The organism is Roseibium album, from assembly GCF_965233825.1.
GTDB classification, from domain to species: Bacteria; Pseudomonadota; Alphaproteobacteria; order Rhizobiales; family Stappiaceae; genus Roseibium; species Roseibium album.
This window is the reverse complement of the sequence record NZ_OZ247583.1, coordinates 592,010-609,302: the sequence shown is the minus strand read 5'-3', so window position 1 is coordinate 609,302 and position 17,293 is coordinate 592,010. Positions and strand designations below refer to the sequence as shown.

The 17,293-nt window shown below is 55.7% G+C and carries 17 protein-coding genes; 12 read left to right on the top strand and 5 right to left on the bottom strand.

The genetic code is table 11. From position 1 onward, the window contains the following. Positions 1-140: 140 nt before the first annotated feature. On the top strand, positions 141-590 hold the full coding sequence (locus tag ACO6TI_RS02790) for a MarR family winged helix-turn-helix transcriptional regulator (protein WP_422384301.1): 450 nt from the start codon (positions 141-143) through the stop codon (positions 588-590). Between the two features lie 346 nt (positions 591-936). Here the strand turns inward: ACO6TI_RS02790 and ACO6TI_RS02785 are convergent, their stop codons facing one another. After that, the gene (locus ACO6TI_RS02785) at positions 937-1,860 is read right to left on the bottom strand and encodes a LysR family transcriptional regulator (RefSeq protein ID WP_029062569.1); all 924 of its coding nucleotides are present in this window, start codon (positions 1,858-1,860) and stop codon (positions 937-939) included. Between the two features lie 101 nt (positions 1,861-1,961). Here ACO6TI_RS02785 and ACO6TI_RS02780 point away from each other — a divergent pair, with 101 nt between their 5' ends. From ACO6TI_RS02780 to ACO6TI_RS02760, 5 genes are read left to right on the top strand one after another with little or no spacing between them, the layout of a single operon-like run. Next, entirely contained in the window at positions 1,962-3,152 is a 1,191-nt protein-coding gene (locus ACO6TI_RS02780; RefSeq protein WP_422384300.1) for a CaiB/BaiF CoA transferase family protein, read from the top strand. Continuing rightward, complete coding sequence (locus ACO6TI_RS02775) at positions 3,149-4,105, top strand: hydroxymethylglutaryl-CoA lyase (RefSeq protein ID WP_422384299.1); 957 nt, start codon at positions 3,149-3,151, stop codon at positions 4,103-4,105. Before ACO6TI_RS02780 ends, ACO6TI_RS02775 begins: the two co-directional genes overlap by 4 nt. A 16-nt stretch (positions 4,106-4,121) precedes the next feature. After that, positions 4,122-5,120 (top strand): TRAP transporter substrate-binding protein DctP, encoded by a 999-nt coding sequence (gene dctP / locus ACO6TI_RS02770; protein WP_422384298.1) that lies wholly within the window; start codon positions 4,122-4,124, stop codon positions 5,118-5,120. A 1-nt stretch (position 5,121) separates the two neighbouring features. Beyond that, positions 5,122-5,652 (top strand): TRAP transporter small permease, encoded by a 531-nt coding sequence (locus ACO6TI_RS02765; RefSeq protein WP_104702511.1) that lies wholly within the window; start codon positions 5,122-5,124, stop codon positions 5,650-5,652. Beyond that, positions 5,649-6,935 carry a TRAP transporter large permease gene (locus ACO6TI_RS02760; RefSeq protein ID WP_422384297.1) on the top strand — a complete coding sequence of 429 codons (1,287 nt, stop codon included), beginning with the start codon at positions 5,649-5,651 and terminating at the stop codon, positions 6,933-6,935. The genes ACO6TI_RS02765 and ACO6TI_RS02760 overlap by 4 nt, the downstream gene beginning before the upstream one ends. On the opposite strand, the gene ACO6TI_RS02755 is transcribed toward ACO6TI_RS02760, so the two are convergent. Continuing rightward, a complete protein-coding gene (locus ACO6TI_RS02755; RefSeq protein WP_422384296.1) occupies positions 6,932-7,216 on the bottom strand; it encodes a hypothetical protein in 285 nt (94 codons plus the stop codon). The two genes, ACO6TI_RS02760 and ACO6TI_RS02755, sit on opposite strands and share 4 nt — an antisense overlap. Before the next feature lie 213 nt (positions 7,217-7,429). On the opposite strand from ACO6TI_RS02755, the gene ACO6TI_RS02750 reads away from it, so the two are divergent. Then, complete coding sequence (locus ACO6TI_RS02750) at positions 7,430-8,863, top strand: glyceraldehyde-3-phosphate dehydrogenase (RefSeq protein ID WP_422384295.1); 1,434 nt, start codon at positions 7,430-7,432, stop codon at positions 8,861-8,863. Between the two features lie 122 nt (positions 8,864-8,985). On the opposite strand, the gene typA is transcribed toward ACO6TI_RS02750, so the two are convergent. Beyond that, positions 8,986-10,809: a translational GTPase TypA gene (gene typA, locus ACO6TI_RS02745; RefSeq protein WP_055114651.1), complete on the bottom strand. Its 1,824-nt coding sequence runs from the start codon at positions 10,807-10,809 to the stop codon at positions 8,986-8,988. A 234-nt stretch (positions 10,810-11,043) separates the two neighbouring features. On the opposite strand from typA, the gene ACO6TI_RS02740 reads away from it, so the two are divergent. From ACO6TI_RS02740 to ACO6TI_RS02720, 5 genes are all read left to right on the top strand, one after another. Continuing rightward, on the top strand, positions 11,044-11,505 hold the full coding sequence (locus tag ACO6TI_RS02740) for a MarR family winged helix-turn-helix transcriptional regulator (RefSeq protein ID WP_055114647.1): 462 nt from the start codon (positions 11,044-11,046) through the stop codon (positions 11,503-11,505). Beyond that, positions 11,502-12,713, top strand: coding sequence for a multidrug effflux MFS transporter (locus ACO6TI_RS02735; protein WP_108874297.1), 1,212 nt, complete (start codon positions 11,502-11,504; stop codon positions 12,711-12,713). The genes ACO6TI_RS02740 and ACO6TI_RS02735 overlap by 4 nt, the downstream gene beginning before the upstream one ends. A gap of 97 nt (positions 12,714-12,810) precedes the next feature. After that, on the top strand, positions 12,811-13,629 hold the full coding sequence (folP, locus tag ACO6TI_RS02730) for a dihydropteroate synthase (RefSeq protein WP_104702506.1): 819 nt from the start codon (positions 12,811-12,813) through the stop codon (positions 13,627-13,629). A 1-nt stretch (position 13,630) separates the two neighbouring features. Beyond that, a complete protein-coding gene (gene folK, locus ACO6TI_RS02725) occupies positions 13,631-14,140 on the top strand; it encodes a 2-amino-4-hydroxy-6-hydroxymethyldihydropteridine diphosphokinase (protein ID WP_281926670.1) in 510 nt (169 codons plus the stop codon). 56 nt (positions 14,141-14,196) lie between these two features. Continuing rightward, the gene (locus tag ACO6TI_RS02720) at positions 14,197-15,270 is read left to right on the top strand and encodes a phosphatase PAP2 family protein (protein ID WP_422384294.1); all 1,074 of its coding nucleotides are present in this window, start codon (positions 14,197-14,199) and stop codon (positions 15,268-15,270) included. Between the two features lie 68 nt (positions 15,271-15,338). On the opposite strand, the gene ACO6TI_RS02715 is transcribed toward ACO6TI_RS02720, so the two are convergent. Together ACO6TI_RS02715 and ACO6TI_RS02710 are read right to left on the bottom strand one after the other, a co-directional pair. After that, a complete protein-coding gene (locus ACO6TI_RS02715) occupies positions 15,339-16,022 on the bottom strand; it encodes a hypothetical protein (RefSeq protein WP_422384293.1) in 684 nt (227 codons plus the stop codon). An 11-nt stretch (positions 16,023-16,033) separates the two neighbouring features. Next, positions 16,034-17,254, bottom strand: a complete 1,221-nt coding sequence (locus tag ACO6TI_RS02710; protein WP_029062556.1) for an argininosuccinate synthase — start codon at positions 17,252-17,254, stop codon at positions 16,034-16,036. Positions 17,255-17,293: the final 39 nt, after the last annotated feature.

Below are 17,293 nucleotides of genomic sequence, written 5' to 3'. Positions count from 1 at the left end.
CCTTTTCATAGCTTGTCGAGATTACATCTGATTAGCGGCTTTTTGATTTACTATCAACTGAAACAATTTGAATTAGAACTATTTTTCCTGGGCGTATTCTGGCTCTTTTGATAGGCCGCAAGTTCACTTAAAGTGAGTTCATGAAACGTCAGCACGCACAAATTCACCCCTTCCTCCATTCAGCAGCAATTATGGAGAAGCAATTGGAAAACCTGCTTGGATCATCCAAGATACGGCATCGACAAGCTCTTGTTCTGGATGCGCTATTGCAAATCGGACCGTCCTCTCAGCAGCACCTTGCCAAACAGTTCAGCGTCTCACCTGGAACCATGAGTTCGATGATTTCTCGGCTTGAAACACTTGGATACGTGCAACGTGAGACCAACCCTACAGATCGACGCGCCGATGTCGTCAACATCACAGCTGAAGGGCTGACGGCTCTTGCGGGTGTCGCAGACATTTGGCGTGAGGGTGACAAGATTATCGAGAACATCCTCGGACCAGAAGAAAGCAAACGTTTCTTTGCACTCTCGGACAAACTCAGCAGAGCGCTTGGCGGCGGCCCACCAAAGAAAGAAAAGTCCAACTAACAACATAGAACTGTAGTGGTCGCGCATGAGCGCAGTTTTGATTGCTGAGCGGACGTTCATGTTTTGCGCAGTATTTACAACGTCATGCATTCTCGAATGCAGAATACGTTCGCACGTCTTGCGTGATTGTCGCCGCGATGCGGGCTACACCTCCCAAACCATTATTGAATGCCGCTGTTTGACACTGGTTCCGTATTGAGCCTTCGCTGCGATCGAGATCGGCAAACAGGGAGCGGACCAAGGCGTCATCTGATCAAATTGTTCGAACTGGTGCCTGTGGTGCAAAGCGATCAGCGGAACACTTCGCAGTGAACGGCTGCTTCGAACCGATATCGATGTGATGCGGTTAACCTGACAGCGTCGCTTTCCATTGCCGCGCTTCCACCGCTTCAACCGTGAGTTCAATACAGAGTTGACGCACAGCCTCTAAGGCAAACGTTGCCGGGCGATCGCTCAATTCTCCGATATAGAGCGCGCGACTGAGCTTCGGCCTGACAATCGGGCGAGTCACCAATGTGCCTGCGTCAATGTGTTCTTTCAGGATAAACTCGGTGCCTATGAGGCAGCCGATGCCAGAAAGAAGGGATCCGCCGATAGCGGCGATCGAGTTTATCTGGAACTGAGCGTTTTCTTCGATCCGTCTAAGCAGGGACGGATCGTCCATCACGGCCCGGGTGTTCAGGCCTTGACGAAGAATAATCAGCGGTAATTCCAGAAGTGCCTCAAAGCTGATTGCGTCAGTCCCGCCCATTACATCCGGGCGGCCCACCAGAACCAACTCTTCTTCCAATATTGGCTGGAACCTGAAGCGTGAGTCAGGAGACTGATTGTAGGTAAGGGTCAAATCGACTTCCGAAGACGCAAGCTGCTGGGCGGTGGACCCGGAAAAGATCTCGGAAAGATGCAGGCGGAGTTTCGGATAGGCTTGCGAGACACGCTGCACCAGGGGCACACCGATTGCCTTAACGGCCGAATGCGCAAAGCCCACCGAGATCTCACCCGCAACCTCGTTCGCATTATCTCTGATATCGGCACTGGCGGCCTGCATGGAGCGCAGGATCGCTCGCGCGTGCTCATACAATCGAGCACCAGATGCCGTCGGCCGAACGCCCCTTGGCAATCTCTCAAATAACGGCGTTCCAAGTTCAGCTTCCAGATTGGAAAGATGCCTGCTCAAAGCAGACACCGCGACCCTTTCCCGATCCGCGGCGCGAGCCAGCGCACCTTCCTCAAAGATCGCTGCAAAATATCGGAGCTGTCGACTGTCCATGCGTTCTCAATAACAGAAAGGAGCTTTATTAACATTGAAATTTTGCAAAGCACGCCGATCGAGTACCGTTGGCTGGCGCGAGTCCAACCGGAGCACAAACGGTGTCAAACGATTTCAGACCCTTGCAGGGCATCAGGGTCGTTGAAATGACCCACATGATAATGGGGCCAAGTTGCGGCCAAGTCCTCGCCTATCTCGGGGCCGAGGTGATCAAGGTTGAGCCTCCTGCAGGGGATAAGACAAGGCACCTGACAGGAATGGGGCGTGGGTTCTTTCCAAGTTTCAATCGCGGCAAGCGCTCGATCACTTTGGATCTCAAGGCCGAGGCAGGAACGATTGCGCTCGATCGGCTGTTGGCTACCGCCGATGTTTTCGTTGAGAACTTCCGCGACCAGTCACTTGACAAGATGGGATTTGCGCCCTCCGAGTTGCGAAACAAGCACCCCAAACTGATCATAACGTCCTGCAAAGGCTTCCTGCGCGGTCCCTATCAGGATCGAACGGCAATGGACGAAGTCGTTCAGATGATGACCGGAATGGCCTACATGACTGGCCCAACGGGTCGTCCATTGCGCATTGGTTCGTCTGCAAATGACATCATGGGTGGGGTTTTCGGGGCTCTTGCGGTTCTCGGGGCCCTGATGGAGCGACAACAGTCCGGCCAGGGGCGCGCCTTACGCGTCGGCCTTTTTGAGAATTGCCTAATGCTTGTCATGCAACACATGGTTCAGTTCGATCTGGACGGACGCGAACCAGCCCCTATGCCCGAGCGCGAGTTTTCTTGGCCGGTCTACGATATCTTCGACACGCATGACCAGCGCCAGATCTTTGTGGGTGCTGTCACGGAGGGCCATTGGCAGATATTGTGCAACGCCATCGGTTTAGAGCACTTGCTGGAGGATAGCCGGCTCCAGACGAAAATGAGCCAAATCGAAGCGCGGCACTGGACGATCCCCATTTTTGCAGAAGCAATCAAAAAACTCGATTTCACTGAATTGGTCGAAATTCTTGAAGCTTCAGGCATCCCCTTTTCTCCAATCAACCGTCCGGCTGACATGTATCGGGACCCACATGTCTTGCGTCCCGGCGGTCTACAGCACTCGATGCTGTCTGGTGGGCAGGTATTCCGGGCTCCGGGATTGCCCATAGAAGTTGATGGCGACAGTCCCCGTCCGGCATCACTCGATGTCACAGATGTCGGTCATGATACCGAAAACGTTCTTTCAGAGCTTGGACTGTCACCTTCTGAAGTACAGGCCGCAAGCGGCGCTGTGAACGGGAGAACGGCGTGACCCGTCTGTCCGAAGTGTACCCTCCCGAAAGGGTCGTGTTGCGGGAAGTCGGTTTGCGCGACGGTCTCCAGATGGTCCGGCGCCACCCGTCAACAGCAGCGAAGGCCGATTGGCTGCGACGGGAAAGTTCCGCCGGTGTTCGACATTTTGAGATCGGATCTTTCCTTCCGGCAATGGCTATGCCGCAGTTCGCGGATGTTCGGGAGATCATCGACATCTGCCAACGTCTTGACGTGCATTCGGCGGCACTTGTCTTGAACGATCGAGGTGCAGCTGATGCAGTTCAAACCCCGGTCGGTGAAATCGTCACGGTCGTCTCGGCAACCGAAGAGCATAGCCAGGCAAACGCCCGCCGTTCTCGGAAGGACGCAATCGCTCTGGTCGGTAGAACCGTTGAAATGGCCAGGAACTCGGAAACCTTACCTTTGGTTCAGGCCGGTATTTCTATGGCTTTCGGCTGCTCGATTGCCGGTGAAGTCGACCCAGACGAAGTTGTGCGTATCGCATCAGCGTGTGCGGACGCCGGCGCAGACATCATTGGTCTTGCGGATACTGTGGGATTTGCAGGCCCAGATCAGGTGCAAGACCTTGTTGAGTGTGTAAAAAATGAACTGGGCGATGTCGCGCTGAGCATTCATCTGCATGACACAAGGGGGATGGGGGTCGCCAATGCCTCTGCTGCCCTCGACGCTGGAATCCGGGTGATCGATGGCTCGCTGGCGGGTCTCGGAGGCTGCCCCTTTGCCCCTGGCGCGACCGGGAACGTGGTCTTTGAAGACCTAATATACCTTTGTGAACGAAAGGGCTTTGCGACCGGCATCGATCTGGAAAAGCTGATGTCTGCCCGCGAGATCGCCGCATCCGAAATGCCTGATGAACATCTTCGCGGTGCGCTGGCGCGTGCAGGAGCTCCGCGCCAGATCAACTGGCACGCCCAACAATCAACCGGATGACAAAATGGAGGAGAATATGAACATCGTGAAAACTGCAGCCGCCGCATTGCTGGCCGCAACGACCATGAGCAGTGTGGCTCACGCCGAAGCAACCGAGATGCGCTGCAGCCACCAGCTACCGCCTGCGCACCATATCGCGAAGGTCATCGATCGGTGGGCCGAAGAGATTGAAACCCTGTCAAACGGAGAAATCGACGTTCAGGTCTTTGGCGCAAACAGCCTCGTTGGCGCGCGGGAAAACATCCCGTCCGTGGCCAAAGGCAACATCGAATGCGCATTTTCGATCAACCCGCAGTGGGGCAAGACCCTACCCATCATGAACGTGACGCTGAAACCTTATGCCGTAACTGATCTGGAGACACTTGCTGCTTGGCCGGGCAGCGATGCGGCTGCGTTTCTGGACCAAAAGCTCCTTGAAAAAGGCGTGCAATACGCGGTGTGGCTTTTCACTACGCGAATGACGGCGATGACTTCGAAGGGGTCACCGTTGATCAATCCCGAAGACTTCGAAGGCGTCAAGATCAGGGGACTGAACCCAGTGGCTGATGAGGGCCTTGTCGCCATGGGTGCTGCGCCTTCAGCCATGTCGGGATCGAAGGTTTATGAAGCGCTTTCAACCGGCGTGATCGATGCGGGCATGACCGATATTGCAGCTGCCTATTCGCGCAAGTATTTCGAAGTGCAAGACCACGTCACGGTCGTGCCGCTCTTTAGCGTGTTCTTCCATGGTTACCTCAACCCGGCCTGGTATGACGGTCTGACCGATGCGCAGAAGGCTGCGATTGCCGAGGCGGGGGCCAAAGCTGCGGAATGGGCGGTTGCCGCGTCCGAAGAAGCGTCGGCCTCGGCGCCTCGGCAACTGGCCGATAACGGTATGAAGGTGCATTTCCAAACACCCGAGGAAGAAGCTGCCTGGAATGCGATAATGGTACCGGCTTTCGACAAGTCGTTTGGCGACGCAACCGGTGAAGACGGCGTCAAGCTGCTGGAGCTGGTCAACCAGATTTCGAACTAACGTGAAACTAGATCATGAAACTGACGCCTCTGAGGCCTTGCCGGTCTCAGGGGTGGAACGCGGGGTGCGCCTGATTACGTTGTCCGGGGCAGGCATTGCCGCGTTGCTGGTGCTCATCGTCTTTGGAGTGGTGAGTTATAGCGTTTTCATGCGCTACGTCCTTGGAACACCGATCACTTTTTCCGACGAACTCAACGGCTTTATCGTTGTGGCTATGGTGGCCCTCGGAGCTGGCGAAGTACTCTTGCGCGGCGAACATTTCGGGGTCGACCTGCTGACTGAACGCGCTGGCCCCCGAATTCAGTGGCTGGTCGAGGTTTGGGGGATGATTGGTGTGATCCTGGTAGCCGCAGCTGTTCTTTATAGCGCGGTGCTCATGGTGCAGTTTTCATATGATTTCGGCATCTATTCAGATGGATATCTGGGTATCCAAATGTGGATTCCACAAGGTTTTCTGCTGATCGGCATGATCATTTTGATCCTTGCGGCGCTGGCTCGCATCTTCACACTTGTGACGGTGCGCCGGCCATGATGACGTTTCTGATCTTGGTCGGTTTGATTGTCCTCCTGCTAACAGGCATGCCAATCTTTGCCGGACTGGGGCTGACATCGCTAATCATAATGTTGCTGACGGAAGGCAACGTGAACAGCGCAGCCGATACGGTGTTTGCCAAACTGAACAACGGACTTCTAACGGCGATACCGATGTTTGCCTTCATGGCACATGTGATGATCCGTGCTGGTGTGGTCAAGGACCTTTATGACGCAGCCAATGCCATGGTCGGCCATCTGCGTGGTGGTCTTGGAGTTGCAACGATCCTTTCCTGTACCATTTTCGCAGCCATTTCCGGTTCTTCTGTTGCAACGGCGCTGACAATCGGCTCGACGGCCATCCCGCAGATGAAGCGCTTCAGCTACCGCCCGAGTTATTCCTACGGCGTGATTGCGGCTGGCGGTACGCTGGGGATCTTAATCCCACCCTCTGGACCACTCATTCTTTATGCAATCGTAACCGAGGCATCGATCGGAGCTCTCTTTCTAGCCGGGTTGTTGCCGGGTATCATGATGGCGGTCATTTTTGCAGTCTGGGCGATGATCAGCGCCGGGTTTGGGAGCGCAGTTGTCTCCCAACCTTTTGCAGGCATGCGGGTCATCTGGTCGCGCATAAGACAGTCGATCTGGGCCTTGTTGATGCCGCCGGTCGTGTTAGGCGGGATCTACCTCGGAATCTTTACAGCGACTGAAGCTGCTTCTATCGGTTGCCTCTACGCTCTGTTAATCAGTGTTCTGGTTTACCGGAATTTCGGTCTCCGTGACCTTTGGGTTACAGCGTTTGAGACAGTGCGCACAACGGCTATGCTTTTCATGATCCTGGCGGCTGCTGCGCTGTTTGGTCATGCAGTAACCATCATTCGTCTCCCAATCGAGATCGTCGAACAAGTGACGGCAATCGGCCTCAGCCCCGCCCTGTTTGTCGTTGCAGTTATGTTGCTCATTCTTGTGCTGGGCATGTTCCTCGAGACAATCTCGATAATCCTGATCACGACGCCAATTGTTTTTCCTGTAATGCTGGCACTTGGGATCGACCCGATATGGTATGGTATCCTGCTTATGATCAACCTCGAACTTGCGTTGATCACACCTCCCGTGGGGATGAACCTTTTCGTCATCAAAGGTATTGCCAAAGCCCCTTTGTCCGAAGTAATCCGCGGCGCCCTGCCCTATGCAGCGCTGATGCTTCTGGGCCTGATCCTCGTCTTTGCATTCCCAGCTTTGTCCACATTGCTTCCCGAGGCGGCGGGGTTCGGAGGCTAAGCCACGCGTTCACGACACTCCCCGTGGAAGAACATTATTGTGCTGCTTAACTTAAGCGGCACCATAACTCCGCAAAGCTTGGTGTGATTATGGACAATGGCGGCAAAGCCGACCTTCATGCAAGGCGCAGCAATCGGTTGTTTGGGTTCGAAGCTGACTTTTGCAGCGCAGTGCACGGATGCCTGCACAAGACCGAAAAGCGGCTTTAACAGCCACACCAGATGATGCCCGCGATTAACCAGTACCTGCCTTAAGATTTTACAATCAACCCAAGCATCCATGTGTCGATTTCCGATGATCTGGCATGCTCATGATGTGTCGAAAAGGGACAAAAATGCTCCGCCGACAAAGCCCCCCAATTTCAATCGATTAATCTTCAAACAGCTTATGGACATTGTGTTTGCACAAGAGCTAAACACCGGGCGCGAGCCGGGGTCCTGACCCTGAAGACGGCCAGATATTGCGCTGGAAATACCATAAGGGAGTTGCTGGAAATGGCGGCCATGGATAATCACTTCGACAACTGGAAGGAACAACAGTCCGCCGCCGAGCAGCTGATCCCGCTGGTTGGCCATCTCTATCGGGATTACGGCATCAACATCCGGATCTTTGGACGGCGACTGCTGAACAACTCCGCAATAGAGATCATCAAGGCACACCGTTATGCCTTGCAGATTACTGGGCAGGAACTGGAAGTCTCCAAAAGTCTCGAAATCGTCAAGGCGATGCTTGAGATGGATCTCGCCGCGTCCCGCGTCGACCTCGGCAAGCTGTGTCACCGCTACATGGAGGAGGGCGGCGATGTTTCGAGCTTCGTGCAGGAGCAGCTTGCCAGCATCAACACCGGCAAAACCTCTATTCTGCAGGAACCGCAGGACGTCGTTCTTTATGGTTTCGGGCGCATTGGCCGTCTCCTCGCCCGCATGCTGATAGAGCGCGTTGGCGCCGGCAACAAAATGCGGTTGCGCGCAATCGTCGTGCGTGGCGGCAAGGGCGGTGATCTGAAGAAACGCTCCAGCCTTCTGCGGCGGGACTCCGTTCACGGCGCGTTCAGCGGATCAATCACGGTTGACGAAGAACAGAACGCGATTATCGCCAACGGCAATTACATTCAGGTGATCTACGCCAACTCGCCCGCCGAGGTGGATTACACCAAATACGGCATCCGTAATGCGCTGGTGGTCGACAACACCGGGATTTGGCGCGACGAGGAAGGGCTTGGTCAACACTTGAAATGTCCGGGCGCGTCGAAGGTCATCCTGACCGCGCCGGGAAAAGGCAACATCAAGAATGTCGTCTATGGCGTGAACCATGGTGACATTACCGAAGATGATGACATTCTGAGCGCTGCCTCGTGCACCACCAACGCGATCACGCCGGTGCTCAAGGTGATCAATGACGGGTTCGGGATCGAGAATGGCCACGTGGAAACCATCCACGCCTTCACCAACGACCAGAACCTGATCGACAACTATCACAAGGGCGATCGCCGCGGTCGGGCCGCGCCTTTGAACATGGTGTTGACGAGCACAGGTGCGGCCAGCGCAGTGGCAAAGTGCCTGCCTGAAATGAAGGGCAAGTTGACCGGCAACGCGGTTCGGGTGCCGGTTCCCAATGTCTCCATGGCAATCCTCAACCTGAACCTTCAGCGTGAAACGACAGACGCGGAAATGAACGACTACCTGCGTGGGATTTCCGTTCAATCGCCGATGCAGGACCAGATCGATTACACGGCGTCAACCGAGTTGGTCTCCTCCGACCTGGTCGGCTCCACCCATGCCGGTGTGGTCGATAGCCAGGCCACGATCGTCGACGGCAACCGCCTCGTGCTTTACGTCTGGTATGATAATGAAGCGGGATACAGCACCCAGGTGATCCGGTTGATGCAAGAAGTTGCCGGTATGAAATACCCGACAGTGCCTGAGTGATAGAGGTTTCCGCGACCGCACCGGCTGGAGCAACGGCCCGCGTGTTGCAGGCCACCACCGGAAACAAAAAAAGCCCGGGACGATGCCCGGGCTGTTTCCAGAAACGGTCGGCAAAGCCAGCCTTACGCGCTTTCCTTGTTGGCAGCGCGTTCGATGCGTTTGCGCTCGTGCGGATCGAGAATGGCCTTGCGCAGGCGGATGGAGCTGGGAGTGACTTCCACCAACTCGTCGTCTGAGATGTAGGAAAGCGCGGCTTCCAGCGTGAGTTTCTTCGGCGTCGTCAGCTTGACCGCATCGTCCTTTCCGGCAGAACGGATGTTTGTCAGCTGCTTGCCTTTCAGCACATTGACTTCCAGGTCATTGCCGCGCGTGTGCTCACCAACGATCATGCCCGGATAAACCTTGGTGCCCGGGTCGATCATCATCGGGCCGCGATCTTCCAGATTGAAGAGGGCATAGGCAACGGCTTCACCGGTGCCGTTGGACAGCAGCACACCAGTATGACGTCCCTGGATCGGGCCCTTGTAGGGCTCGTAGCCGTGGAAGATACGGTTGAAGATGGCCGTTCCGCGTGTGTCGGACAGGAGCTCGGCCTGATAGCCGATCAGTCCGCGGGTCGGAGCATTGAACACGAGCCGGGTGCGGCCGCCACCGGAGGGCTTCATTTCCAGAAGATCGGCTTTCCGTTCCTGCAGCTTCTGCACCACGACACCGGAATGTTCCTCGTCAACGTCGATGATGACTTCCTCGATCGGCTCAAGGCGATTGCCGGCATCGTCGAACTGGTAGACAACGCGGGGTCTGCCGACTCCGAGTTCGAAGCCTTCGCGGCGCATGTTCTCAATCAGGATTGCGAGCAGCAGTTCGCCGCGGCCCGAAACGACAAATGCGTCCGGTTCGCCGGTGTCTTCCACCTTGAGGGCGACGTTGCCTTCGGCTTCCTTCATCAGACGTTCGCGGATGACACGGGACTGAACCTTGGAACCTTCGGTGCCGGCCAGCGGGCTGTCATTGACGCGAAAGGTCATGGACAGCGTCGGCGGATCGATCGGCTGCGCCTGCAGTGATTCGGTGACGCCGGTTGCGCACAGAGTGTCGGCGACGGTTGCCTTTGCCATACCGGCAATGGCGACGATATCTCCGGCCTCGCCCTGTTCGATCGGCTGGCGTTCCAGTCCTCGGAACGCGAGGATTTTGGAGACACGTCCCGATTCCACCTGGCTGCCGTCACGGGCAAGCGCCTTGATGGGCATGTTGGGCAATGCTGTTCCGGAAACGACGCGCCCGGTCAAAATGCGGCCCAGGAAAGGGTCGGACTCGATCGTGGTCGCCAGCATTCGGAATTCACCCGGGTCCGCTTCAGGAGCGGCGACCTTGTCCAGAACCATATCGAACAGCGGATCCATATTGTCCTGTGGTCCGTCCGGTTCGAGCGCCATCCATTCCTGTTTGGCGGAACCGTAGAGAACCGGAAAATCCAGCTGGTCTTCATTGGCATCGAGCGCGGCGAAGAGATCGAAAACTTCGTCCAGAACTTCGTCGGCACGCTGCTCCGGCTTGTCGATCTTGTTTATGGCGACAATCGGTTTCAGGCCGAGCTTCAGTGCCTTGCCGAGCACGAATTTGGTTTGCGGCATCGGACCTTCTGCAGCGTCGACAAGCAGGATGACACCATCGACCATGTGCAGGATACGTTCGACTTCACCGCCGAAGTCGGCGTGGCCCGGCGTGTCAACGATGTTGATGCGTGTGTCCTTCCAGACCAGCGATGTGACTTTCGCCAGGATCGTAATCCCGCGTTCGCGCTCGATGTCGTTGGAATCCATCATCCGCTCTTCAGTGCGCTGGTTGTCGCGAAATGCACCGGATTGCTTCAGCAGGACGTCGATCAGGGTTGTTTTGCCATGATCGACGTGCGCGATGATGGCAATATTTCGAAGTTTCATGAGTGGCTCCAAAAGACAGAGCGGGCCCGATTGGGACCCGCGACATGTCTGGACTTGTAAAATCTGGGATCGGCGCACCCGCCGAATTTGGCGCCTTTATACGTGGACTGCCTGAATTGTGCAATGCGGTGGTGTCCAGGCTTGCATCCCAAGTGGCGAACCTCGACTTTCTGTGCATTGACAGATCGTATCTGGAACCCTAATTCGTAAGGGAACCTTACTAATAGGCTGTCCATGAACATTGCTTACCCAAATGTCAGCGTCACCATGCTGGTCGTTGATCTTGCACGCTTGCTGAGGCGCCGCTTCGAGGCCGCACTCGCCGACGTGGAGACCGGATTGACGGCTGGAGAGGCACGTACGCTTTTTTACGTCTGGCGCCATCCGGGCCAGCGACAGGCAGCGCTTGCGGACATCATGTTTGTCGAGCCGATGACGCTGGTCGGATATCTGGATTCCCTTGAAGGATCGGGGCTGATCAAAAGGTGCCCGGACCCGAAGGACAAGCGGGCAAAACTGGTTGAACTGACGCCGGAATCCAATCCGCTTCTGGAACGCATCGGAGCAGCCTTGCAGTCGGTACGGGCCAAGGCGCTTGAAGATATCCCGGAAGATGACAGGGCTGTTCTGGAAAGACTGCTGCAGGACATGAAGGACAACCTGATATCCGAGGAAGGCATCGGCAAGCGGAAATGAAGTCCGGCACCGCCATCATGAGCGCGCGGCGCACATCGTTGCTGGGCGCTGGCCTCGTCGCCATCGGACCGGTTTCGATGGCGCTCTATACGCCTGCCATGCCGACACTCGTCGAGGTTTTCGGAACGACAGACGCGGCCGTCAAGCTGACCCTGACTGCCTATTTCGCGGGATTTGCGATCGCGCAGCTCATCTGCGGTCCGCTGGCAGACGCATTCGGCCGCAAGCCTGTTACTCTTGCGTTCTTGAGCCTCTATCTGGCTTCAAGTTTTCTGGCGACATTTGCACCGACGGTTGAGTTCATGGTTGCCGCAAGAGCGCTGCAGGGAATCGGCGCCGCGGTCGGCATTTCCGTTTCGCGGTCGATTGTCCGTGACCAGTTCACGGGACAGGCGTCAGCGCGGATCATGAACGCCATTGCGATGATGCTGGCGCTGGGCCCGGCCGTGTCTCCGACAATCGGTGGATTTGTCCTGGAACTGTTCGGATGGCGCGAAGTCTTCTGGTGCATGGTGATCTACGGCGTGGTTCTGATGGTGGCCGTTGTCTTTTGCCAGGTTGAAACCAATCCGAACCCGGGCCGGCACCATCTCAATCCCGGCCAACTCGCCATCAACTATCTGACGCTTCTGCGGGATCCGAGGTTTCTCGCCTCCAGCATCCTGATCGGGTGCGGACTTGGAGGTCTTTACGCGCTTGCGACCATTCTGCCGTTCATTCTGATAGAGAAAGTGGGATTGACACCTTTCGAATTCGGTCTCGCAATGATCATTCAGTCCGGGTCGTTTATCGTCGGTACTGTCGTGACGGGACGTTTGCTCCGGGTCGTCGAGGCGCGGCGGCTTGTTCCCGTCGGCATGGTCCTCTGGATCGGTTCATCCACACTCATGTGCCTTTTGACGCTGACACAGGAGCCGACAGTCCTGACCGTCATGGGACCGGTGGCCCTGTTTGTTTTTGCACTCGCATTCATTCTGCCGGCAAGTTTCACAGATTCCATGGCGCCGTTCCCTCACATTGCCGGAGCCGCATCGGCCATGACCGGTTTCATGCAATTCGGTGGCGGCATCGTTGCCAGTCTGATTGTCGCCGCGCTTGGCGATCCGCTTGTGGGCCTGGCTTCGGTGCTGCCATTGATGCCGATCGTCGGCATGTTGCTCCACCTGCTTTTCAAAAACCGGGCAACCCGTCTGGCGGCCGCCGAATAGGCAGCTGTTCTTTGTGTCTTCCCGCATAGCTCTTTGCTTGACCCTGCCCGGTCAAACAGGCATCTGTCGGGGAAGACAAGAAAGAGATGGTCTGGGAATGGCGAAAGCCGCTGAATATACCTTGCCGACGCATCGCGCTCACGTGATGGGCATCTTGAATGTGACCCCGGATTCCTTTTCGGACGGAGGCCGTCACAATGAAGACCAGGCTGCCTTGACGCATGCAGCGGTCATGATTTCCGAGAAGGCCGATATTCTGGATATCGGTGCTGAAAGTACCCGCCCGGGCTCGGCGCCAATTACGCTGGAAAACGAGTGGAAGCGTCTGGCGCCCGTTCTGGAACCTGTCTGTGATCTCGGGATTCCTGTCTCCATCGATACCTACAAGGCGGAAACTGCCCGGCGGGCGTGCCGCGCCGGGGCCGTGATCGTCAATGATGTCTGGGGGCTGCAGCGGGATCCTGCCATGGCCGATACCGTTGCCGAAGCCGGTGTCCATGTGGTGATGATGCACAACCGGCAAGCGGCTGATGGAAGCATCAACATTATGGACGACATTGACCGGTTCTTCGAAAGATCCCTCCACCTGGCCGACAAGGCCGGAATTCCCAATGGAAAGCAGATCCTCGATCCGGGTTTTGGCTTCGGCAAGACGGTCGACCAGAATTTCGTCATTCTGAATCGCTTCGAGACCCTTGGAAAATACGGTCTTCCTGTCCTGGCCGGCGCGTCACGCAAACGCATGATCGGTGCGATCCTGAATGTGGAAACGGATGACCGGCTGCATGGATCACTTGCGGTGCATATGACAGCGCTCCTGAAAGGCGCTGCAATTGTCCGTGCCCATGATGTCGGTCCGCATGCAGATTGTGTACGTATGCTGGAAGCGACCCATCTTGAACGGACACCCGACTGACATGAATTCCTCCTCACACGCAACCGACGCCCCGTTCCGCTCCGCGCTCGGGCTTGGCTCGAACCTGGGAGATCCGATTGGCAATCTCGATGATGCCGTCAGACGTCTGTCGGAAACGGACGGGATCACGCTGGTTGCGCGTTCTTCCAACTACAGGACACCTCCCTGGGGACCGGTGCCCCAGGACGATTTCGTCAATATCTGTGTTGTCATTGACACCATTCTCAGCCCTCAGCAGCTTCTGAAACGCTGTCTTGAAGTGGAAAATGAGCTCGGCCGGGTCCGAGAGGTCCGCTGGGGACCAAGGGTGATCGATGTCGATGTTCTGCTCTACGGTTCGCGAAACATTCATGAGGACAATCTGGAAGTGCCGCACCCGCGCATGGGTGAACGTGCATTCGTTCTTGTTCCGCTCGCCGAAATCTGGCCGGACGCCCTGCTGATTGACGGGCGGACCGCCGCAGAAGCACTGGAAACCTGTCCGGGTCAGGACGGGGTGATAAAGACTTAACTTTGATTACATCTGATTGTGTCTTTAAACAAAATATTAAAATCAGCAATCTATGAATGCGCCGTGCTGTTGTATTGGACTCAATTGCGGTGATTGCGGTGACTATAGAGAACTTATCCGACGCTGCTTCGAGTATAGAATTAGAAAAAAATATCTCACCAATTCGGCAGGACTCGCACTTTGAAGGAATAACACAGGATTTTCTGAAGCTATTTCCCGGAAAACTTCCTTATTCTATCCTTCTTATGGTGATTTTTGCAGATTTATTGCTTTATATCAGTCTTTCTGCTGAAATTGAGTTTCTGACATTAGTTCCATATTTTTTTCTTTCTCTGGTTTCTTTGATTTTTGCCAAGTATCTCGACTTGCGCGACAGTGCATTGTCGATCCAGGTTCGGATCCTTGACCGCCTGAAAATCGTTCTTAAAGGCATTGCGTTCATTCTGCTTGCGCTCTCTTCGCTGCGAATTCTCAATCACCTGACCATGAGCATTGCTTTTCCGTTTGCCGATTCGATGCTAGCGAAATCGGATGTCGCGCTTGGTTTGAACTGGTTGGCATACTTCAATTTCGTCGAGACTTACCCACTACTGAAGATTCCACTTGAGACTGCTTACGTGTTGTTTGACGCTGCTTCGTTTGCAGGGTTCATTTTACTTGTTCTGTGCGGGTATTTTCGACGCGCCAAGTTCTTTTGCGAAGTTTTTCTGATCGCTGCCACAATCTCCATTAGTATCGGCTTTCTGTTTCCTGCTCTCAGTGCACCCATTCATTTCTTTGGAATGGTAGATACATTGCCTGGATACGATAAGGTTCCAGGAGCCTATCATCTAGAGCACATGATGGCGCTAAGGGCGGCAGACACACCGGTTGTAAATCTGTTTTCGGTACCGGGGCTTGTGACGTTTCCGTCGTTCCATACTGCGGGCGGCGTCATACTGATTATCTGTTTTCTGCGAACTAAGCTGGTCTGGCCCGTCTCGGCCTATTCACTTACGATGATTGCATCTGCGCCGATTTTCGGAGGGCATTATTTCATCGATCAGATTGCCGGCGCAATGCTTGCAACTGCGGTGTGTATGCTGATAGCGAAGCGCTCCTGCTACACTCGTTTGTTTACTGATTTCTAATTGCAGTTCGCTCCAGCCGAGTCCTTGTAAAGCATTAGGCCAATCAGATCGAAACTAGTTGTATTGCACTAGAGTCCGATAAAACTCTTCATGTGAAACCGGGCGGTATCTGCCGGTGGCTTGTGGTCCACGCCAAAGGGGCAGGCGCGCCGGGCAAGGCAGCCGGACCAGCAATCCGCATCGGGGTTCTGCTCCAGATGGGTTCGGCAACCGGCAACATCGTAATCACCCTTGAGGGACACCGCGTTCACCGGACATATCGTCAGGCAGGGTTTGTCCACACATGTCTCACAAGGTCCTTGCCGGGAAGTTCGTGTCAAAAGATCCGAAGGCGAAGATGACAGAAACACAGCGCGAAAGCCCGACCAGGGGCCAAATTCGGTGTGCGCGAGGACACCGAGCGGGCTTTGTGAAAACCCGCCACACCTCACGGCCCAACGCTGAAAGGGATGATAGGGGGGGCCGTCGAACGGAAAAAGAATCTGGAAACCGTACCTGGACGCCATGGTACCCAGAACACGTCTTGTGTACCGGTCCAGCGGGTCCGGACAATTGTCGGAATACTCGGGGCTGAGACGAAGCACAGGACCGAGCGAAGGTCCTGTGCTGCCGATCAGAAGCAGCGCTCGGGTTGCGGCGCCGTCAGAGAGTGCCGGAACACCGTCCGCATCTTCAGGCATAAAACCACCCAGCGACAAGAAACCGGCGGCCGCGAGATCTTTTTCAATGGTCGCCGCCACCGGAGTTGCCATGTCGGTCTGCCTCAGTCGAGCCGGTCGCGCTTGGCAAGTGTGCGAAGGCGCAGGGCATTCAGTTTGATAAAGCCCGCGGCGTCCTTCTGGTCGTAGGCGCCCTGGTCGTCTTCGAATGTAACAAGCTCTTCGGAATAGAGCGAGTAGGGTGACGACCGGCCAACAAGAATAACATTACCCTTGTAAAGCTTCAGACGGACTGTACCGGTGACGTGTTCCTGGCTCTTGTCAATCAATGCCTGCAGCATTTCACGCTCCGGAGAGAACCAGAAACCGTTGTAGATCAGTTCCGCGTAGCGCGGCATCAACTCATCCTTCAGGTGCGATGCACCGCGATCGAGCGTGATCGATTCCATCGCGCGGTGCGCCGTCAGCAAGATGGTGCCGCCCGGAGTTTCGTAAATGCCGCGGCTTTTCATGCCGACGAACCGGTTCTCGACCAGATCGAGCCTGCCGATCCCGTTGTCACGGCCATAGTCATTGAGTTTGGCAAAGAGTGTCGCCGGTGACATTTTATCGCCGTTGAGCGAGACTGCGTCGCCCCTTTCAAAACCGATCTCGATTTCCGTGACGACGTCCGGCGCCTCAGTGGGGTCGACAGTGCGCTGGAATACGTAATTGGGGGCTTCTTCGGCCGGATCCTCCAGGACTTTGCCTTCCGACGACGAGTGCAGCATGTTGGCGTCCACGGAAAACGGAGCCTCGCCGAGCTTGTCCTTCGGTACCGGAATCTGGTGCTTTTCGGCAAAATCGAGAAGATCGGTCCGAGATTTGAAGGACCAGTCGCGCCAGGGCGCGATCACCTTGATGTCCGGGTTGAGAGCGTAGGCCGAGAGTTCGAATCGAACCTGATCATTTCCCTTGCCGGTCGCACCGTGTGCTACCGCGTCAGCGCCGGTTTCTTCCGCAATTTCGATGAGACGCTTGGAGATCAGCGGGCGCGCAATGGAAGTGCCCAGCAGATAGACGCCCTCGTAGACGGCATTGGCGCGGAACATCGGGAAGACGAAATCGCGGATAAATTCCTCGCGCAAATCGTCGACATAGATTTCCTTGATGCCGAGCATCTCAGCCTTTTTGCGCGCAGGTTCGAGTTCCTCACCCTGGCCGAGATCGGCGGTGAATGTTACCACCTCGCAGCCGAACTCGGTCTGCAGCCATTTCAGAATGATGGAAGTGTCGAGGCCGCCGGAATAGGCCAGAACGACTTTTTTGATATCTCCATGCGCCATTTTGGGGTGGATCCAGTCCGATGTTGTGGCGGTTCTACC